The following is a 16540-nucleotide window of genomic DNA, read 5'->3' as shown; positions in this document are numbered from 1 at the left end:
GAGGATTTTTTACTGTGCCGCGTCTTCTTGTTCGTCTAGTTGATAACGGCTCTCTTTAGAGCACCCAGGCGCTCTTCTTCTCAAGGACTTTTTCATGACCGCTTCTCCTACCGCTGAACGCCCAAGCCTACGCTCCCAGCGCCTGAACCAGATTACCCACTCGCCGCACGCCAAGCTCGACGCCCTGGTCAAAGCCCACGCGCCGTTTGAAACCCAGGCCAACTTCGCGCGCTTCGTGGTGGCGCAGTACCTGTTCCAGTCGGAACTGGTGGCGCTGTACAACGATGCCGAGCTGATCAAGATCGTGCCGGACCTGCCCGAACGCTGCCGCGCCGAAGCGGCCAAGCTGGACCTGGGTGACCTGGACACCGAAGTGCCAGCCCCGGTTGCCGGCGCGGTGAACAACCCGAGCAAGGCTGAAGCGCTGGGCTGGCTGTTCGTTTCCGAAGGCTCCAAGCTGGGCGCCGCGTTCCTGATCAAGCGCGCCGTAGGCCTGGGCCTGAGCGAAACCTTCGGTGCCCGTCACCTGGGTGAGCCAGCCGGTGGCCGTGCCGAGGGTTGGAAGCGCTTCACCCGCACCCTGGACGCGCTGGAATTCAGCGCCGAAGAAGAAGCCGCGGTGGAAAAAGGTGCGATTGACGCCTTCGTACGCTTCACCGTATTGCTGGAACAGGCGTACGCTAGCGCCCCTGAACTGGCCTGATACCCACGATTGGAATGCGGTAGCACTGTGGGAGCGGGCTTGCTCGCGAATGCGGAGTATCAGTCACCTGATACTGGACTGACGCACCGCATTCGCGAGCAAGCCCGCTCCCACATTTAAACCCCATTCCAAGCTGATTTTTTATCGACTCTGCATGCTCCCATGACCGGCAAAACCCAATCCACCTCGAAAATCGCCCGGATCCTCTTCGGCTTGCTGGCCTACGTCAGCCTGGGCATCGGGCTGGTGGCGATTGTCGTGCCGGGCTTGCCTACCACCGAATTCATTCTGCTCGCCGCCTGGGCCGCCACCAAAAGCTCACCGCGCCTCAGCGCCTGGCTGGAAAACCACCGGCTGTTCGGGCCGATCCTGTTCAACTGGCGCAACGGCAAGATCATCGCCCGCCGGGCCAAAGTCAGTGCCACCGCGAGCATGCTGCTCTGCGCGATTCTGATGCTGGTGATGCTCGACCACGGCTGGCCGATCTACCTGGCCATTGCCGGGATGAGCCTGGGCAATCTGTGGATCTGGTCTCGACCGGAACGGCTTGCGGCGCCCGTATAACGCTGCGTGTAGGGTTTATCCTACCGCTCATCGCCTGTTTCTCATGAATTGATGTGTGACGCCGATGTTTCAGACATAGCGCTGAATGGACTTGGCCTGCACTACGTGCCTTCCAGCCCGTCCATTCGCGAGTGAACCTATGTTCGACACCCTCTCCATCCGCTTGAAAATAGTGCTGCTGTCGGGCCTTTGCCTCTTGGGGGTGATCGCGCTGATCATCAGCATCAACCTCTACGAAACCAATCAGAACGATCAGTTGATCAGCGATTCGAGCTCGCGAATGCTCACCAGCAGTGTGCAGAGCCTGCTGCAATCCAAAGCCGGCGAACAGGCCGTACTGTTGCAGAAAACCTTTGGCGAAAACCTGTTGGTAGTGACCGCCCTTGCCGATCAGGTCAAGGACCTGCGCGCCCTCGCGGCCAAGCGCGCGCTGGAACCCGGCGCCTTGCGTGAAGAACTCAACCAGAGCCTCAAGACCACGTTCGAGCGCAACAGCAAAGTGCTGGGTATCTGGCTCTCGTTCGAACCCAACGGACTGGATGGCAAGGACAGCGAGTTCGTCGACGACAAGGCTCGCGTGTCCAACGAGAAAGGCCGTTTCTCCAGCTACTGGAGCCGCGCCGGCGGCGAAGGCCTGAACACCATCATGGTCGAAGATGACCTGACCAAGACCACCCCCAACCTCAGCGGCACGCCCTACAACATTTGGTACACCTGCCCACGGGACACGCGCAAAGTGTGCCTGCTAGACCCCTACGCCGATGAAGTGGCTGGCAAGCAGATGCTGATGACCACCATCTCCCTGCCGCTGATGGTGGACGGCAACGTCATCGGCGTGGTCGGTATCGACATCGCCCTCAACACCCTGCAAGCCGTGACGGACGCGGCGCAAAAAGAACTGTTCAATGGCGCGGCGCACCTGGACATTCTTTCCAGCACCGGTCTGATTGCCGCCTCCAGCGGTCAGCCGGAGATAGTCGGCAAAACCCTCATGGATACCGTCGGCGCCGAAGGCAAGGAAATCGTGCAACTACTGGCCAGCGACTCGCCCATGATCCGCGAGCAGGACCACACCATCCGCGCCGTCTACCCGGTCAAGCCGATTGCAGACGCAAAATCCTGGGGCGTCGTGGTCACACTGCCCAGGAACGTGATGCTGGCTGACACCTTGAAGCTGCAGGACGTGCTCGACAAAGCCCAGGCCGCCGGTACGCTCAAGGCTTTGCTGGTCGGCGCCGCCGCCGCGTTGCTGGGCCTGCTGCTGATCTGGCTGACCGCCACCGGCGTGACCCGCCCGATCAACAACGTGGCCGCCATGCTCAAGGACATCGCCAGCGGCGACGGCGACCTGACTCAACGCCTGGCCTACGCCAAGAAGGACGAATTGGGCGAACTGGCCAACTGGTTCAACCGCTTCCTCGACAAGCTGCAACCGACCATCGCCCAGATCAAGCAAAGCATTACCGAAGCCCGTGGCACGGCCGATCAGTCATCGGCCATCGCGCGCCAGACCAGCGAAGGCATGCAGGTGCAGTTCCGCGAAATCGACCAGGTGGCCACCGCCTCCAATGAAATGAGCGCCACCGCCCACGATGTCGCCAACAGCGCGTCCAACGCCGCCAGCGCGGCGCGTGGGGCCGATCAGTCGGCGCGCGAAGGCATGTCGATCATCGAGCAGAGCACCCGAGATATCACCTCATTGGCCGAAGAAGTCAGCAAGGCCGTAGGCGAAGTCGAAGCCTTGGCGGTCAACAGCGAACAGATCGGTTCGGTGCTGGAAGTGATCCGCAGCATTGCTGAGCAGACCAACCTGCTGGCGCTGAACGCGGCAATCGAAGCGGCACGCGCCGGCGAAAGTGGCCGTGGCTTTGCGGTGGTGGCCGACGAAGTGCGCAATCTTGCCAAGCGCACCCAGGACTCCGTGGAGGAAATCCGCCTGGTGATCGAACGCATCCAGAGCGGCACCCGTGGCGTGGTGGCGACCATGCATTCGAGCCAGAGCCAGGCTCAAAGCAATGCCGGGCAGATCCATCAGGCGGCGCAGGCCTTGGGCAAGATCAGTGATGCCGTCACCGTGATCAGCGACATGAACCTGCAGATCGCCAGCGCCGCCGAACAACAGAGCGCCGTGGCCGAAGAGGTCAACCGCAACGTCTCGGCGATCCGCACTGTGACCGAAACCCTCACCGGCCAGGCCACCGAGTCGGCGGCCATCAGCAGCCAACTCAATGCGTTGGCCAGCCAGCAGATGAAATTGATGGATCAGTTCAGGGTCTGACTCGGTTCCGCAACCCCTGAGATCCATGTGGGAGCCGGGCTTGCCCGCGATGCAGGCAACTCGGTGTCCCTAAGAACCGAGTCGATGCTATCGCAGGCAGCCAGCTCCCACATAGAGCAGATCGGCGGTGGTTCAGAGACCGGTCCAGGCGCTGACAAACTGCGTCAGGTCTTCTTTAGCTGCGGTACGCGGCGGGTTCTGCGGTGTGCCCAGGTAGAGGAAGCCAATCACTTCCTCGTCTGCCGTGAGCCCCAGGCCTTTGGCGACGTGGGCCGAGTAGGACAATTCACCAGTGCGCCACACGGCACCAATCCCCTGGGCATACGCTGCCAGCAGGATGCCGTGGGCTGCACAGGCCGCCGCCAGCAATTGCTCGGATTTCGGCACCTTGAAGTGCTCCTGCAGACGGGCAATCACCACCACGACCAAGGGGGCGCGCAATGGGCCGTTCTGGGCCTTGTCGATGGCAGCTTGTGGCGCATCGGCGTCTTGCAGGCGGGCAGCTTCGGCCAGCAGCGTGCCCATCTGTTCGCGGGCGGCCCCTTCGACAGTGAGGAAACGCCACGGACGCAGTTGGCCGTGGTCGGGCGCGCGCATGGCGGCGGCGAACAGCACGTCGCGCTGCTCCTGGGTCGGTGCCGGTTCCAGCAAACGCGGCACGGAAACACGGTTGAGCAAAGCGTCGAGAGCCTGCATTGGCCACCTCCAGAGAAAAATGTGCGGCCATTCTAGCGGGAATGAATCGAATTCGACCAAACGATAATTGCTCTTATTCATTGCGCCCCGCCCTGTTAGACTTTGCGACCTTATTTTCTGCCTTGGTTCAGGAAACTCGATGCTCCGCTCGCTTTTTCGCCTGTCCGCAGCCTTGCTGGCCTTGAGCCTGACCGCCTGCGATGACGCGCCCAGGTTTACCAAGGCCGAGCCGGGTGAAGCACGGGCGGGCGGTGCGGCGACCGTGAACAAGCGCGACCAGAACGCGTTTTCGCTGCCATCGGCCAACCTGTCGCCCACTCGTCGGCTGGATTTCAGCGTCGGCAATAGCTTCTTTCGCAGCCCCTGGGTGATCGCGCCGTCCACCACCACCGCGCGTGATGGCCTGGGCCCGCTGTTCAACACCAATGCCTGCCAGAATTGCCATATCAAAGACGGTCGCGGGCATCCGCCGTTACCCGACTCACCTAATGCCGTGTCGATGCTGGTGCGCCTGTCCATTCCGGATGCAGCGCCGTATGCCAAGCTCATCGAACAGGTCGGTGTGGTGCCCGAGCCGGTCTACGGCGGGCAACTGCAGGACATGGCCGTGCCGGGGGTAACGCCGGAAGGCAAGGTGCGCGTCGACTACACACCGGTCAACGTGACATTCAAAGACGGCACAGTGGTCGAGTTGCGCAAGCCGGACCTGCAAATCACCCAGCTTGGCTACGGCCCGATGCATCCGGACACTCGTTTCTCCGCACGCATCGCCCCGCCGATGATTGGCCTGGGCCTGCTCGAAGCCATCAGCGACGCTGATATCTTGCGCAACACCGACCCGAAAACCGCCGACAAAGCAGCCATCATCGGCCGCGCCAACTGGGTCTGGGACGATGCCCAGCAAAAAACCGTGCTCGGGCGTTTTGGCTGGAAGGCCGGGCAACCCAACCTCAATCAACAAAATGTTCACGCGTTCTCTGGTGATATGGGCCTTACCACCACCCTGAGACCGTTCGATGACTGCACCGACGCCCAAGTCGCCTGCAAACAGGCCCCCAACGGCAATGGCCCCGATGGCGAGCCGGAAGTCAGTGACAATATCCTGCGCCTGGTGCTGTTCTACACCCGCAACCTCGCCGTGCCGGCACGCCGTGGCGTCAACACGCCGCAGGTGCTGGCCGGTAAAACCCTGTTCTATCAAGCGGGCTGCCAGGGTTGCCACACGCCAGCCTTCACCACGGCCGCGAATGCCGCCGAACCCGAGCTGGCCAACCAGGTGATCCGCCCCTACAGCGACCTGCTGTTGCACGACATGGGCGACGGCCTGGCCGACAACCGCAGCGAATTCAAGGCCGGTGGCCGCGACTGGCGCACGCCGCCGTTGTGGGGCATCGGCCTGACGCAGACCGTGAGTGGCCACACCCAGTTCTTGCATGACGGCCGCGCCCGCAACCTGCTGGAAGCCGTGCTGTGGCACGGCGGTGAAGCACAAGCGGCGCAGCAGCAGGTGTTGTCCTTTAATGCCGAGCAGCGCGCTGCGTTGCTGGCGTTCCTGAATTCTTTATAAGCTTCGCCCCAATTACAGAAGGGAGCTCGACATGTTCCGTCCCAAGTTGTTGTTCACCAGCCTGGCCGCCCTCGCACTCGGCGCCTGCTCGCCGCAAGACCCGCAAGCAGTGACCTCGGCGGCCATCGCCAAGCAAGTGATCCTGCCGACCTACAGCCGCTGGGTCGAAGCCGACCGCCAACTGGCCGTCAGCGCCCTGGCCTATTGCCAGGGCAAAGAGAGCCTGGACACCGCCCGTGCCGACTTCCTGCACGCGCAAAAGGCCTGGGCCGAGCTGCAACCGCTGTTGATCGGCCCGCTGGCAGAAGGCAACCGTTCGTGGCAGGTACAGTTCTGGCCAGACAAGAAGAACCTGGTCGGCCGCCAGGTCGAGCAACTGGTCGCCAGCCAGCCGCAGATCGACGGCGCCGCCCTCGCCAAGTCCAGTGTGGTGGTGCAAGGCCTGTCGGCCTACGAATACATCCTCTACGACGCCAAGACCGACATCGCTGACGAAGCGCAAAAGGCCCGTTACTGCCCGCTGCTGGTGGCGATCGGCGACCGTCAGAAGGCGCTGGCCGAAGAGATCCTGGCCAGCTGGAACAGCACCGACGGCATGCTGGCGCAGATGACCAAGTTTCCGAACCAGCGCTACGCCGATTCCCACGAAGCCATCGCCGATCTACTGCGCGTCCAGGTGACCGCGCTGGACACCCTGAAAAAGAAACTCGGCACGCCGATGGGTCGCCAGACCAAAGGCATCCCGCAGCCCTTCCAGGCCGATGCCTGGCGCAGCCAGTCGTCCCTGCAAAGCCTCGAAGCCAGCCTCGCGGCGGCCCAGACCGTGTGGGTCGGCGTCGACAACAAGGGCCTGCGTGGCCTGCTGCCGTCCGAGCAGAAGCCGTTGGCCGACAAGATCGACGCCGCCTATGCTGCGTCGCTGAAACTGTTTGCCAGCAACCAGCGCACCCTCAATGAACTGCTGGCCGACGACGCCGGACGCCAGCAGCTTAACGATATCTACGACAGCCTCAACGTCGTCCACCGCCTGCACGAAGGCGAGTTGGCCAAGGCGCTGGGCATTCAACTGGGCTTTAACGCCAACGACGGTGACTGATGATGCTCAGGCGACAGGCTTTGGCGGTTGGCAGCGTATTGCTCAGTGCTCTCACGCTGGGTGGCTGGACGCTGTTCAAGGGGAAAGACAAGGGCCCGCTGCTGCTCTCGGCGCGGGATGATGCAGACGGCAAGCACTACGCCGTGGGCTATCGCCTGGACGGCAAGCCGGTGTTTACCACCCAGGTCCGCCAGCGCTGCCACGACATCATCAACCACCCGACGCTGCCGATTGCCCTGTTTGTCGCCCGTCGCCCGGGCACCGAGAGTTACCTGATTGACCTGCGTAATGGCGCGCTGCTGCAAACCATCACCTCGAAAGCCAATCGCCACTTCTACGGCCACGCGGTCATCCATCAGAGCGGCGACTGGCTGTATGCCACTGAAAACGACACGTCCGACCCCGGCCGTGGCCTGCTCGGTGTGTATAAGTTCGAAGGCGAACGGCTGGTGCATACCGGCGAGATCTCCACCCACGGCATCGGCCCGCATCAGGTGTCGTGGATGCCCGACGGTGAGACGCTGGTGGTGGCGAACGGCGGCATTCGTACCGAAGCCGAAAGTCGCGTGGAAATGAACCTCAACGCCATGGAGCCGAGCCTGGTGCTGATGCACCGCGACGGCCGCCTGATCAGCAAGGAAACCCTGGGCCAGCAGATGAACAGCGTGCGCCATATGGGGATCGCCAGCGATGGCACCATCCTCACCGGGCAGCAGTTCATGGGACCGTCCCAGGAGCGTTCCGAGCTGTTGGCAATCAAACGTCCGGGCCAGCCGTTCGTGGCGTTTCCGGTGGCCGATGAGCAGTTGCAGGCCATGGGGCACTACACCGCCAGCGTCGCCGTGCACAGCGAATTACGCCTGGTGGCGTTGACCGCGCCACGGGGCAATCGCTTCTTTATCTGGGACATGGACAGCGGCGAGCTGCGCCTGGATGGGCCGCTGCCCGACTGTGCCGGTGTGGGTGCAGTCGAGGATGGCTTTGTCGTGACCTCGGGCCAAGGCCGCTGCCGGTTCTACGATTGCCGCCAGAAACAGTTGGTAGCAAAACCGTTGGAATTACCGGCAGGGCTCTGGGATAACCATCTGCATCTGATCTGACCCCGCCGCGCTTAACAGGGCCCATCCTGGCCCTGTTACCTGTCAAAAATACCGTCTGAAATCCCCACTACACTTTGTAAGCGCGAGCTTGCTCGCGAAAAACCTCAACGATAATGCGTGAAGCCTGGATGAACGCGGTGCGTACACGTTCATTGCGAGCAAGCTCGCGCCTACAAAACGCTTACCTGCCTTCAAGGTTCTCCAAGGAATCGGAATATGCTGCGTCGTCGCATGCTGATCATGTTGGGTGTGGTCCTGTTAATCGTCCTGCTGCTGGCGGGCTATAAAGCCTTTTCCATCTATCAGCAGATCCAAGTCTTCTCCAAGCCCAAGCCGGCAGTGAGTGTGGCCGTGGCGACGGCGACCGAGCAGCCCTGGCAGCTGCGCGTATCCTCGGTGGGCACGCTCAAGGCGTTGCAAGGAGTCAACCTGAGCCTGGAGATTGCCGGCACCGTCAAGGACGTGCAGTTCGAGTCCGGACAGAAGGTCAAGACCGGGCAACCCTTGGTGCAACTCGACAGCGCGGTGGAAAGCGCGCTGCTGGAAACTGCCCAGGCCGACTTAGGCCTGGCGCAGCTGGATTACGGTCGCGGCAGCCAACTGGTGGGCAGCCAAGCCATCTCAAAAGGCGAGTTCGACCGCCTTTCCGCGCAACTGCAAAAGAACAAGGCCACCGTCAATCAGCTCAAGGCCTCCCTGGCGAAGAAGCACATCGTCGCGCCGTTCGGCGGCACCATCGGCATTCGCCAGGTGGACGTGGGCGACTACCTGGCCAGCGGCACGGTGATCGCTACCTTGCAAGACCTCAGCAGCCTCTACGTCGACTTCTATATCCCCGAACACGCCGTGCCCAAGGTCGCCCCCGGGCAGCCGGTGCAGGTGGAGGTCTCGGCTTATCCCGGCGAACAATTCCCCGGCAGCATCAGTGCGATCAACCCCAAGGTCGAGAACAGCACGCGCAACGTGCTGGTACGCGCCACCCTGGCCAACCCGGAGGGCAAGCTGCTGCCCGGTATGTTCACCCGCCTGGACGTGCTACTGCCCAATCCCGCCCCGCAGATTGTGGTGCCGGAAGGCGCGATCACCTACACCCTCTACGGCAATTCGGTGTACGCCGTGGCCGAGAAAAAAACCGAGGGCGGCGAGGTAGAAAAGGACGCCGATGGCAAGCCGCTGCTGATCGCCGAGCGACGCTTCGTCGAGACCGGTGAGCGACGCGGCGGCCTGGTGCTGGTGAGCAAGGGCCTCAAGGCCGGTGAACAGGTGGTCAGCGCCGGCCAGCTGAAACTGGACAACGGCACGCCCATTGCCATCAGCCCGGACAAAAACCTGCCGGCAGGGCATTGAGCCATGAAGTTCACAGACGTCTTTATCCGCCGTCCGGTGCTGGCCATGGTGGTCAGCCTGCTGATCGTGCTGCTGGGTTTCCAGGCCTACAGCACGTTGCCGCTGCGCCAATACCCGAGCATGGAAAACGCCCTGATCACGGTGACCACCGCCTACCCCGGCGCGAATGCCGAGACCATTCAGGGCTACATCACCCAGCCCTTGCAGCAAAGCCTGGCCAGCGCCGAAGGCATCGACTACATGACCTCGGTGAGCCGCCAGAACTTTTCGGTGATCTCGATCTACGCACGCATCGGCTCCAACAGCGACCGCCTGTTTACCGAACTGCTGGCCAAGGCCAACGAGGTCAAGAACAAGCTGCCGCAAGACGCCGAAGACCCGGTGCTGAGCAAAGAGGCTGCCGATGCCTCGGCGCTGATGTACATCAGCTTTTCAAGCGGGCAGTTGAGCAACCCACAGATCACCGATTACTTGTCGCGGGTCATCCAACCCAAGCTCGCCACCCTGCCGGGCATGGCCGAAGCGGAGATCCTCGGCAACCAGGTGTTCGCCATGCGCATCTGGCTCGACCCGGTGAAATTGGCCGGTTTCGGCCTCAGTGCCAGCGACATCACCGACGCCGTGCGCCGCTACAACTTCCTCTCCGCTGCCGGCGAGGTGAAGGGCGAGTTCGTGGTGACCAGCATCAATGCCAACACCGACCTCAAGTCCGCCGAAGCGTTCGGCGCCATCAGCGTGAAAACCGACGGCGACAGCCGCGTGCTGCTGCGGGACGTGGCCCGGGTGGAAATGGGCGCGGAAAACTACAACGCCATCAGCTCGTTTGGCGGCACGCCGTCGGTGTACATCGGCATCAAGGCCACGCCCAGCGCCAACCCGCTGGATGTGATCAAGGAAGTGCGCAAGATCCTGCCGGAGCTGGAGTCCCAGCTGCCACCCAACCTCAAGGCGGAAATTGCCTACGACGCCACGCTGTTTATCCAGGCGTCCATCAACGAAGTGGTCAAGACGCTGTTTGAAGCCGTGCTGATCGTGATCGTGGTGGTGTTCCTGTTCCTTGGGGCCCTGCGTTCGGTGGTGATCCCGGTGATCACCATTCCGCTGTCGATGATCGGCGTGCTGTTTTTCATGCAGTTGATGGGCTACTCGATCAACCTGCTGACCTTGCTGGCGATGGTGCTGGCTATCGGCCTGGTGGTGGACGACGCCATCGTGGTGGTGGAAAACATCCACCGGCACATCGAGGAAGGCAAGACGCCGCTGGATGCGGCATTGGAAGGTGCACGGGAGATCGCCCTCCCGGTGGTGTCGATGACCATCACCTTGGCGGCGGTGTATGCGCCGATCGGCTTTCTCGAAGGACTTACCGGCGCCTTGTTCAAGGAGTTCGCCCTGACCCTGGCCGGGGCGGTGATCATTTCCGGCATTGTCGCCCTGACCCTGTCGCCGATGATGTGCGCGCTGCTGTTGCGCCATGATGAAAACCCGTCGGGTCTGGCCCACCGCCTCGACCGAATGTTCGATGGCCTCAAGCGCCGCTACCAACGCATGTTGCACGGCACCCTGAACACGCGGCCGGTGGTAATCGTGTTTGCCTTGATCGTGCTGTGCCTGATTCCGGTGTTCCTCAAGTTCACCCAGTCGCAACTGGCCCCCGACGAAGACCAAGGCATCATCTTCATGATTGCCAGCGCACCGCAGCCGACCAACCTGGAATACCTCAACACCTACACCGACGAGTTCATCAACATCTTCAAGGCGTTTCCGGAGTACTACTCGTCGTTCCAGATCAACGGTTTCAACGGCGTGCAATCAGGCATCGGCGGCTTCCTGCTCAAGCCGTGGAACGAGCGCGACCGCACCCAGATGCAGATCCTGCCCGAGGTGCAAAAACGCCTTGAGCAGATTCCCGGCCTGCAGGTGTTCGGCTTCAACCTGCCGTCCCTGCCGGGCACGGGCGAAGGGCTGCCGTTCGGCTTTGTGATCAACACGGCCAACGATTATGAGTCGTTGCTCGAAGTGGCCAATCGCGTGAAGAAGCGCGCGATGGAGTCGGGCAAGTTCGCCTTTGTCGATATCGACCTGGCGTTCGACAAACCCGAAGTGGTGGTGGACATCGACCGCGCCAAGGCGGCGCAGATGGGCGTATCGATGCAGGACCTCGGCGGTACCCTGGCGACCTTGCTGGCCGAGGCGGAAATCAACCGATTCACCCTGGACGGGCGCAGTTACAAGGTGATCGCCCAGGTCGAGCGCACCTACCGCGACAACCCCGAGTGGCTGAACAACTACTACGTGAAGAACGCCCAGGGTGAAGTGCTGCCACTCTCGACCCTGATCACCGTGACGGACCGCGCCCGCCCCCGGCAGTTGAACCAGTTCCAGCAACTCAACTCGGCGCTGATCTCAGGCTTCCCCATCGTCAGCATGGGCGAGGCCATCGACACCGTGCGCCAGATCGCTATTGAAGAGACTCCGCCCGGTTACGCGTTCGACTACAGCGGCGCGTCCCGGCAATTCATCCAGGAAGGCACGGCGCTGTGGGCGACCTTTGGCCTGGCCCTGGCGATCATCTTCCTGGTACTGGCGGCGCAGTTCGAGAGTTTCCGTGACCCCTTGGTGATCCTGGTAACGGTGCCGCTGTCGATCTGCGGGGCGCTGATTCCGCTGTTCCTTGGTTGGTCGAGCATGAACATCTACACCCAGGTTGGCCTGGTGACGCTGATCGGCCTGATCAGCAAACACGGGATCCTGATCGTCGAGTTCGCCAACCAATTGCGCAAAGACAAGGGCCTGACGCCCAGGCAGGCGGTGGAGGAAGCCGCGGCAATTCGCCTGCGACCGGTGTTGATGACCACCGCGGCAATGGTGTTCGGCATGGTGCCGCTGATCTTGGCGACGGGTGCCGGTGCGGTGAGCCGGTTTGATATCGGCATGGTGATTGCCACGGGGATGTCGATCGGTACGCTGTTTACCTTGTTTGTGCTGCCGTGCGTGTACACCTTGCTCGCCAAACCGGACAAGGCCTGACACACATCCCAAAAAAAGGGCCTCGCATCGCAAGGCCCTTTTCTGGGGGTTTGAATCGTTTCAACTCTGTGGCCTCATCCCTTGAGACATGCCGAACATGAACAGCAACAACTCATGATCAGGCTTGGCCGCCGTGCTCGCCTTGGCGACGCGCGGCAACAGGCATTGCGCGCCACCCTGCGTTGCACTGAGCACCTGTGTGCGAGGCTGTTCCCAGGCCGCCAGCGCCAAGGCTGCAACGCCCAACGCCCCGACCAGGAAAAAACCTCGTGCTATTTCTAGCTTCATCTGGTTAAACCCTTGATAGCGCTGCCAAACGCCGTCTCGTAAAAGTAGCTGAGTTTCTTCCAGTCGGTATCGTTCCACGACGAATGGCGGCGCAGTTGCAGCATGTCATGGGAAGCGGCCCGATAAGCGGTCAAGCGCTGGCGGCATTTTTCGAAATCCAACAATGCCACTTCGACGTTGGCCGAATCGCCTGCGCCCGTCACCCGCACGAAAATATGCTTGATGTACAGGCAGCCATGCTGCCAACGGCCCTTGTGCATACGCGCAAGCGTGCCAGCCAGTTCCTTGAGCACACGCTCATGCACCACCTCGCCGTACTGCTCACGACCACCCGCGGCGTACCAGTTTTCAATTTCGTCGAAGCCTTCGAGGGCTGCGGTCACCAACAGGGCCTTCCAGCCGTGCTCGGGGTCGCGGCGCGCCTCACAAAAGACCATTTCCGGCACGCGTACATCCAACAGGCGCAGGCCCTTGATCGCATCCCGCTCACGCAACACGGTGGGACGGCCAAACGGGTGCAGCCAACTGCGGTAGATATGCCCGGTCTGGCGCTTGCTGTAGAGCAGGCGGCCATTGGTGCTCATCACGCGTTGTACGCCACTTTCACCGCCACGCCGACGGTTGGGCTCCTCGACCCACTCACCCTGCTGACGCCAGAAATAATCGAATCGTTCTTCGGGCGCTACATGACTGCCTGCTACGCACTCAACTGCCATCCTGTTACCTCTTGCGCAATACATACACTCGCCACATGGCGTACAGCGGTATGAAGTCCAGGGATTCCTGGACCCGAAAACCGGCCTCCTCAAATTCTGCTTCAACAGTAGCAGCCGGTAACACAAACCGGTTTTGGTAACCGTCCTGCTCACCCTTCTTGCGACGTTTCACTTCGGCGCGCTTGCGCTTCCAGGCCTTGAAATTGCCGTCTACCCACAGCGAAAGGATCACGCTGTCACGCGTAACACGCTGAAACTCCCGCAGTATCGCCAACCGATGCGCGGGATCACCAATGTGGTGCATCAGGCGCATACAGAAAATACTGTCGACAGCGTTATCTGGCAGATCAATATCAAAGGCAGATGTCTGCAAAGGCCGTACCCGTTTCACGACGTCAGCGGGCTGAGCGACCGTTGCGACCTTCAACATGGAGGCCGAATTGTCCGCGCCGATGATCACGCGATTGGGTTTTTCCGCCAACAGTGGCCAGAAACGCCCCGCACCGCACGGCAGGTCCAACACCAGCCCCGGCTCGCCAGCCATCGCCAACGCGCCACGGGCCAACTGCTCGTCGCGTTTGTGTGACAGCCGACGGGCCAGATTGTCCTGATGTTTGAGCAAATAATTCTGGGCGTGCTCGTCGTCGTACTTTTCGGAAAATTCGAGCTTGATCGGGTTAGACATCAACGGATCTCCAGTGACTGATGCCTACAACCTTAAGCACCGAACTGTGATCAACAGGTCAACCCGTTGTGAAAAACTTGTCCTGTCCAATCCCATACATTTCAAGACTTTACAGATACAAGCAATAGCATGGGGCCATCTTCGCCGATTTACCGGGATGTCTGGCAGGATAACGGCAGGGGGGTGGAGTCAGGCGTTGACCTGACTCAATTGCACATGAAAGCGGCAGCCGTTGGGCTCCATGGTACTGAGGCTCACGGTCCAGCCCTGGTTCTCGCAGATGCGCTGCACCAGCGACAACCCCAGGCCCAGGCCTTCTCCGCGCTTCTCGCTGCCGCGTACAAACGGCTCGAACATCGCTTCACGCTTGTCTTCGGGAATGCCGACCCCGCTGTCTTCCACTACAAAGCCCGCGGGCTCCAGAGTCAGACGGATAAACCCTTTCTCGGTGTAATGCAGGGCGTTGCGCAGCAGGTTGCCCATGACGGCGTGCAGGAAGGTAGTGTTATAGCGCGTATCCAGGGGATGACCGGGTTGGTAGATCAGCTCCAGGCCTTTTTGCTCGATGGGCTCGCGCCAGATACCGAGCAGATCCTCCGCCACCTGCCCAAGGCTCACCTGCAGCGACATGGCCGATTCATCGTGCTGGGCACGGGCCAGCATCAGGAAGGTCTGCACCAGTTCGCGCATTTCTTCGCAGGCCCTGGCGATACGCAGCACCTGGTTACGCCCACGCTGATCGATGGCCGGGTTTTCCAACAGCAGTTCGCAGGAGCTGGCCAGCACCATCAACGGCGTGCGCAATTCGTGGCTGACATCACTCGTGAACAACTGCTCGCGGGACAATGCCTGACGCAGACGCCCCAGGGTGGCATCGAAAGCTACCGCCAGCTCCCCCACTTCGTCGGCCGCGTAGTCCGGCGCCAGCGGCGGTGCCAGGCCCAGCAGTTGGTCACGGTGACGCACCTGGCGGGCCAGGCGCACGACCGGCGCCATCACTTTGCGCGCCAATACCCAACCCAGGAATACCGCCAGCGCCAGGCTGAGTACGAAGCCCACCAGCACCACGGCAAACAGCACGCGCTCGCGCTCTTCGAAATCGCTTTGGTCCTGCAGCAACACGTAGCGCCGGCCGTCGACCACTTCGACCATGGCGTGGTACGACAGCGCTTCGCGGAACACTTCATGGAACCCGGGTTCAAGGTGGCGTAAATCCTTAGGCAACTCGAAGTCGCCAGGGCCGCCGCTGAAGTAGAACAGCTGATCCGGCTCGGGCCGGTGCCGCCAGTCTTCGACCGTGTCCATCAACAACAAGCGTTGCAGGTCACCGCCCAGGCCCGCCGAGATCAGCTTTTCTTCCACCAGGTGCACCGTCGCGACGATACCCATGGCGAAGGCCCCCGCCACCAACGCACTCATCAAGGCAAAGGCGATGATGATTCGTTGGGCAAGGCTTTGCTTAAACTCCATCACGACCCTCGGCCAGGCGATAACCCACGCCGTGCACCGTTTGCAACAACGGTTTGGCGAACGGCTTGTCGATCACTTGGCGCAATTGGTGAACGTGGCTGCGCAGGCTGTCACTGTCCGGGCAGTCATCGCCCCACAAGGCTTCTTCAAGGATCTCGCGGCGCAGCACGTGCGGGCTCTTCTGCATCAGCACCGCCAGCAGTTTCAGGCCGACCGGGTTGAGCTTGAGCAGGCGCCCTTCGCGGGTCACTTCCAGGGTATCGAGGTCGTAGCTCAAGTCGCCTACCTGCAAGGCGCGGCGCCCGCCCCCCTGGGCACGGCGCAATACGGCCTCGATACGCGCGGCCAGTTCCGACAGGGCAAACGGCTTGAGCAGGTAGTCATCGGCGCCGGACTTGAAGCCCTGCAACCGGTCATCCAGCTGGTCGCGGGCAGTGAGCATGATCACTGGCGTGTCGCGGCGCGCATCTTCACGCAGGCGTTTGCACAGGGTGTAGCCATCGATGCCGGGCAGCATGATGTCGAGCACAATCAGGTCGTAATGCTCGGTCGCGGCCAGGTGCAGCCCCGACAAACCGTCCTGCGCACAGTCCACGGTATAGCCTTTTAGCCCCAGGTAATCAGCCAGGTTGGCCAGAATATCGCGGTTGTCTTCAACCAATAGAATTCGCATGGGCAGTGTCTCCGTACGCGGTAACGGCCGTGTTGGCTCGCGCAGCTTAAGGCCAAGTGTGGCTCAGGGATAGAGCTGAAAGGCACGCAGATATAGGTTTTCAACTGATTGTAGTGTTGAACGAGATTTTCACTATAGCTTCACAAGCTGACTACAGTGTCGGGGCGAAAATCGCCGCGAACAGGTCTGCCTGGGCCTGTATCGTCTGCTGCTCTATCGTCCCTCAAAAAGGTTGAGGCGCAGGCGATAAGCACCTAGGCAGGCAAACGTGCTCAGCCACCGGCGCTTTCCACGCACACATAAAAAAGCCCCGCTTGCATCACTGCA

14 protein-coding genes and 1 pseudogene are annotated in these 16540 nt (G+C 61.5%); 9 read left to right on the top strand and 6 right to left on the bottom strand.

What is annotated here, in order from left to right; genetic code table 11:
- Window positions 1–94: 94 nt before the first annotated feature.
- The 4 genes and pseudogenes from AC4PS7_RS26250 (at window position 95) to AC4PS7_RS26235 (ending at window position 3545) form a co-directional block, all read left to right on the top strand.
- Window positions 95–703, top strand: a complete 609-nt coding sequence (locus AC4PS7_RS26250) for a biliverdin-producing heme oxygenase (protein ID WP_010208029.1) — start codon at window positions 95–97, stop codon at window positions 701–703.
- 162 nt (window positions 704–865) lie between these two features.
- Window positions 866–1267, top strand: a complete 402-nt coding sequence (locus AC4PS7_RS26245; RefSeq protein ID WP_010208028.1) for a YbaN family protein — start codon at window positions 866–868, stop codon at window positions 1265–1267.
- Window positions 1268–1352: 85 nt separating this feature from the next.
- Window positions 1353–2687: pseudogene (locus AC4PS7_RS26240) on the top strand (methyl-accepting chemotaxis protein); the annotation flags it as partial.
- 102 nt (window positions 2688–2789) lie between these two features.
- Complete coding sequence (locus tag AC4PS7_RS26235; RefSeq protein ID WP_370737427.1) at window positions 2790–3545, top strand: methyl-accepting chemotaxis protein; 756 nt, start codon at window positions 2790–2792, stop codon at window positions 3543–3545.
- A 132-nt stretch (window positions 3546–3677) separates the two neighbouring features.
- Here the strand turns inward: AC4PS7_RS26235 and AC4PS7_RS26230 are convergent, their stop codons facing one another.
- Complete coding sequence (locus AC4PS7_RS26230; RefSeq protein ID WP_010208025.1) at window positions 3678–4241, bottom strand: NAD(P)H nitroreductase; 564 nt, start codon at window positions 4239–4241, stop codon at window positions 3678–3680.
- Between the two features lie 139 nt (window positions 4242–4380).
- Here AC4PS7_RS26230 and AC4PS7_RS26225 point away from each other — a divergent pair, with 139 nt between their 5' ends.
- From AC4PS7_RS26225 to AC4PS7_RS26205, 5 genes are all read left to right on the top strand, one after another.
- Entirely contained in the window at window positions 4381–5808 is a 1428-nt protein-coding gene (locus AC4PS7_RS26225; protein ID WP_021491210.1) for a di-heme oxidoreductase family protein, read from the top strand.
- Between the two features lie 31 nt (window positions 5809–5839).
- Entirely contained in the window at window positions 5840–6904 is a 1065-nt protein-coding gene (locus AC4PS7_RS26220; RefSeq protein WP_010208023.1) for an imelysin family protein, read from the top strand.
- 2 nt (window positions 6905–6906) lie between these two features.
- Window positions 6907–8004, top strand: coding sequence for a DUF1513 domain-containing protein (locus AC4PS7_RS26215; RefSeq protein WP_492179837.1), 1098 nt, complete (start codon window positions 6907–6909; stop codon window positions 8002–8004).
- Window positions 8005–8220: 216 nt separating this feature from the next.
- Window positions 8221–9351 (top strand): efflux RND transporter periplasmic adaptor subunit, encoded by a 1131-nt coding sequence (locus AC4PS7_RS26210; protein ID WP_010208021.1) that lies wholly within the window; start codon window positions 8221–8223, stop codon window positions 9349–9351.
- Between the two features lie 3 nt (window positions 9352–9354).
- A complete protein-coding gene (locus tag AC4PS7_RS26205) occupies window positions 9355–12381 on the top strand; it encodes a multidrug efflux RND transporter permease subunit (RefSeq protein ID WP_010208020.1) in 3027 nt (1008 codons plus the stop codon).
- Window positions 12382–12441: 60 nt separating this feature from the next.
- Here the strand turns inward: AC4PS7_RS26205 and AC4PS7_RS26200 are convergent, their stop codons facing one another.
- The 5 genes from AC4PS7_RS26200 to colR all read right to left on the bottom strand — a co-directional run bounded on the left by AC4PS7_RS26200 (window position 12442) and on the right by colR (window position 16213).
- Complete coding sequence (locus AC4PS7_RS26200; RefSeq protein WP_010208018.1) at window positions 12442–12669, bottom strand: hypothetical protein; 228 nt, start codon at window positions 12667–12669, stop codon at window positions 12442–12444.
- Window positions 12666–13385, bottom strand: coding sequence for a lipopolysaccharide kinase InaA family protein (locus AC4PS7_RS26195; protein ID WP_010208016.1), 720 nt, complete (start codon window positions 13383–13385; stop codon window positions 12666–12668). The genes AC4PS7_RS26200 and AC4PS7_RS26195 overlap by 4 nt, the downstream gene beginning before the upstream one ends.
- A gap of 4 nt (window positions 13386–13389) precedes the next feature.
- On the bottom strand, window positions 13390–14070 hold the full coding sequence (locus tag AC4PS7_RS26190; RefSeq protein WP_010208014.1) for a class I SAM-dependent methyltransferase: 681 nt from the start codon (window positions 14068–14070) through the stop codon (window positions 13390–13392).
- A gap of 189 nt (window positions 14071–14259) precedes the next feature.
- Window positions 14260–15540 (bottom strand): sensor histidine kinase, encoded by a 1281-nt coding sequence (locus AC4PS7_RS26185; RefSeq protein ID WP_010208012.1) that lies wholly within the window; start codon window positions 15538–15540, stop codon window positions 14260–14262.
- Window positions 15530–16213: a two-component system response regulator ColR gene (colR, locus tag AC4PS7_RS26180; protein WP_003175870.1), complete on the bottom strand. Its 684-nt coding sequence runs from the start codon at window positions 16211–16213 to the stop codon at window positions 15530–15532. Before colR ends, AC4PS7_RS26185 begins: the two co-directional genes overlap by 11 nt.
- Between the last annotated feature and the right edge of the window lie 327 nt (window positions 16214–16540).

Source organism: Pseudomonas sp. DW-iso3 (genome assembly GCF_058725305.1).
Note: the sequence above shows the minus strand (reverse complement) of the source record. Positions and strands in the feature narration are given on the sequence as shown.

What these genes read in the sequence shown, in the direction of transcription:
- AC4PS7_RS26245 (WP_010208028.1), top strand. Translation starts at nt 866, where the DNA reads ATGACCGGCAAAACCCAATCCACCTCGAAAATCGCCCGGATCCTCTTC.
- AC4PS7_RS26215 (WP_492179837.1), top strand. Translation starts at nt 6,907, where the DNA reads ATGCTCAGGCGACAGGCTTTGGCGGTTGGCAGCGTATTGCTCAGTGCT.
- AC4PS7_RS26190 (WP_010208014.1), bottom strand. Translation starts at nt 14,070, where the DNA reads ATGTCTAACCCGATCAAGCTCGAATTTTCCGAAAAGTACGACGACGAG.
- AC4PS7_RS26235 (WP_370737427.1), top strand. Translation starts at nt 2,790, where the DNA reads ATGCAGGTGCAGTTCCGCGAAATCGACCAGGTGGCCACCGCCTCCAAT.
- AC4PS7_RS26205 (WP_010208020.1), top strand. Translation starts at nt 9,355, where the DNA reads ATGAAGTTCACAGACGTCTTTATCCGCCGTCCGGTGCTGGCCATGGTG.
- AC4PS7_RS26185 (WP_010208012.1), bottom strand. Translation starts at nt 15,540, where the DNA reads ATGGAGTTTAAGCAAAGCCTTGCCCAACGAATCATCATCGCCTTTGCC.
- AC4PS7_RS26220 (WP_010208023.1), top strand. Translation starts at nt 5,840, where the DNA reads ATGTTCCGTCCCAAGTTGTTGTTCACCAGCCTGGCCGCCCTCGCACTC.
- AC4PS7_RS26225 (WP_021491210.1), top strand. Translation starts at nt 4,381, where the DNA reads ATGCTCCGCTCGCTTTTTCGCCTGTCCGCAGCCTTGCTGGCCTTGAGC.
- AC4PS7_RS26230 (WP_010208025.1), bottom strand. Translation starts at nt 4,241, where the DNA reads ATGCAGGCTCTCGACGCTTTGCTCAACCGTGTTTCCGTGCCGCGTTTG.
- AC4PS7_RS26195 (WP_010208016.1), bottom strand. Translation starts at nt 13,385, where the DNA reads ATGGCAGTTGAGTGCGTAGCAGGCAGTCATGTAGCGCCCGAAGAACGA.
- colR (WP_003175870.1), bottom strand. Translation starts at nt 16,213, where the DNA reads ATGCGAATTCTATTGGTTGAAGACAACCGCGATATTCTGGCCAACCTG.
- AC4PS7_RS26250 (WP_010208029.1), top strand. Translation starts at nt 95, where the DNA reads ATGACCGCTTCTCCTACCGCTGAACGCCCAAGCCTACGCTCCCAGCGC.
- AC4PS7_RS26210 (WP_010208021.1), top strand. Translation starts at nt 8,221, where the DNA reads ATGCTGCGTCGTCGCATGCTGATCATGTTGGGTGTGGTCCTGTTAATC.
- AC4PS7_RS26200 (WP_010208018.1), bottom strand. Translation starts at nt 12,669, where the DNA reads ATGAAGCTAGAAATAGCACGAGGTTTTTTCCTGGTCGGGGCGTTGGGC.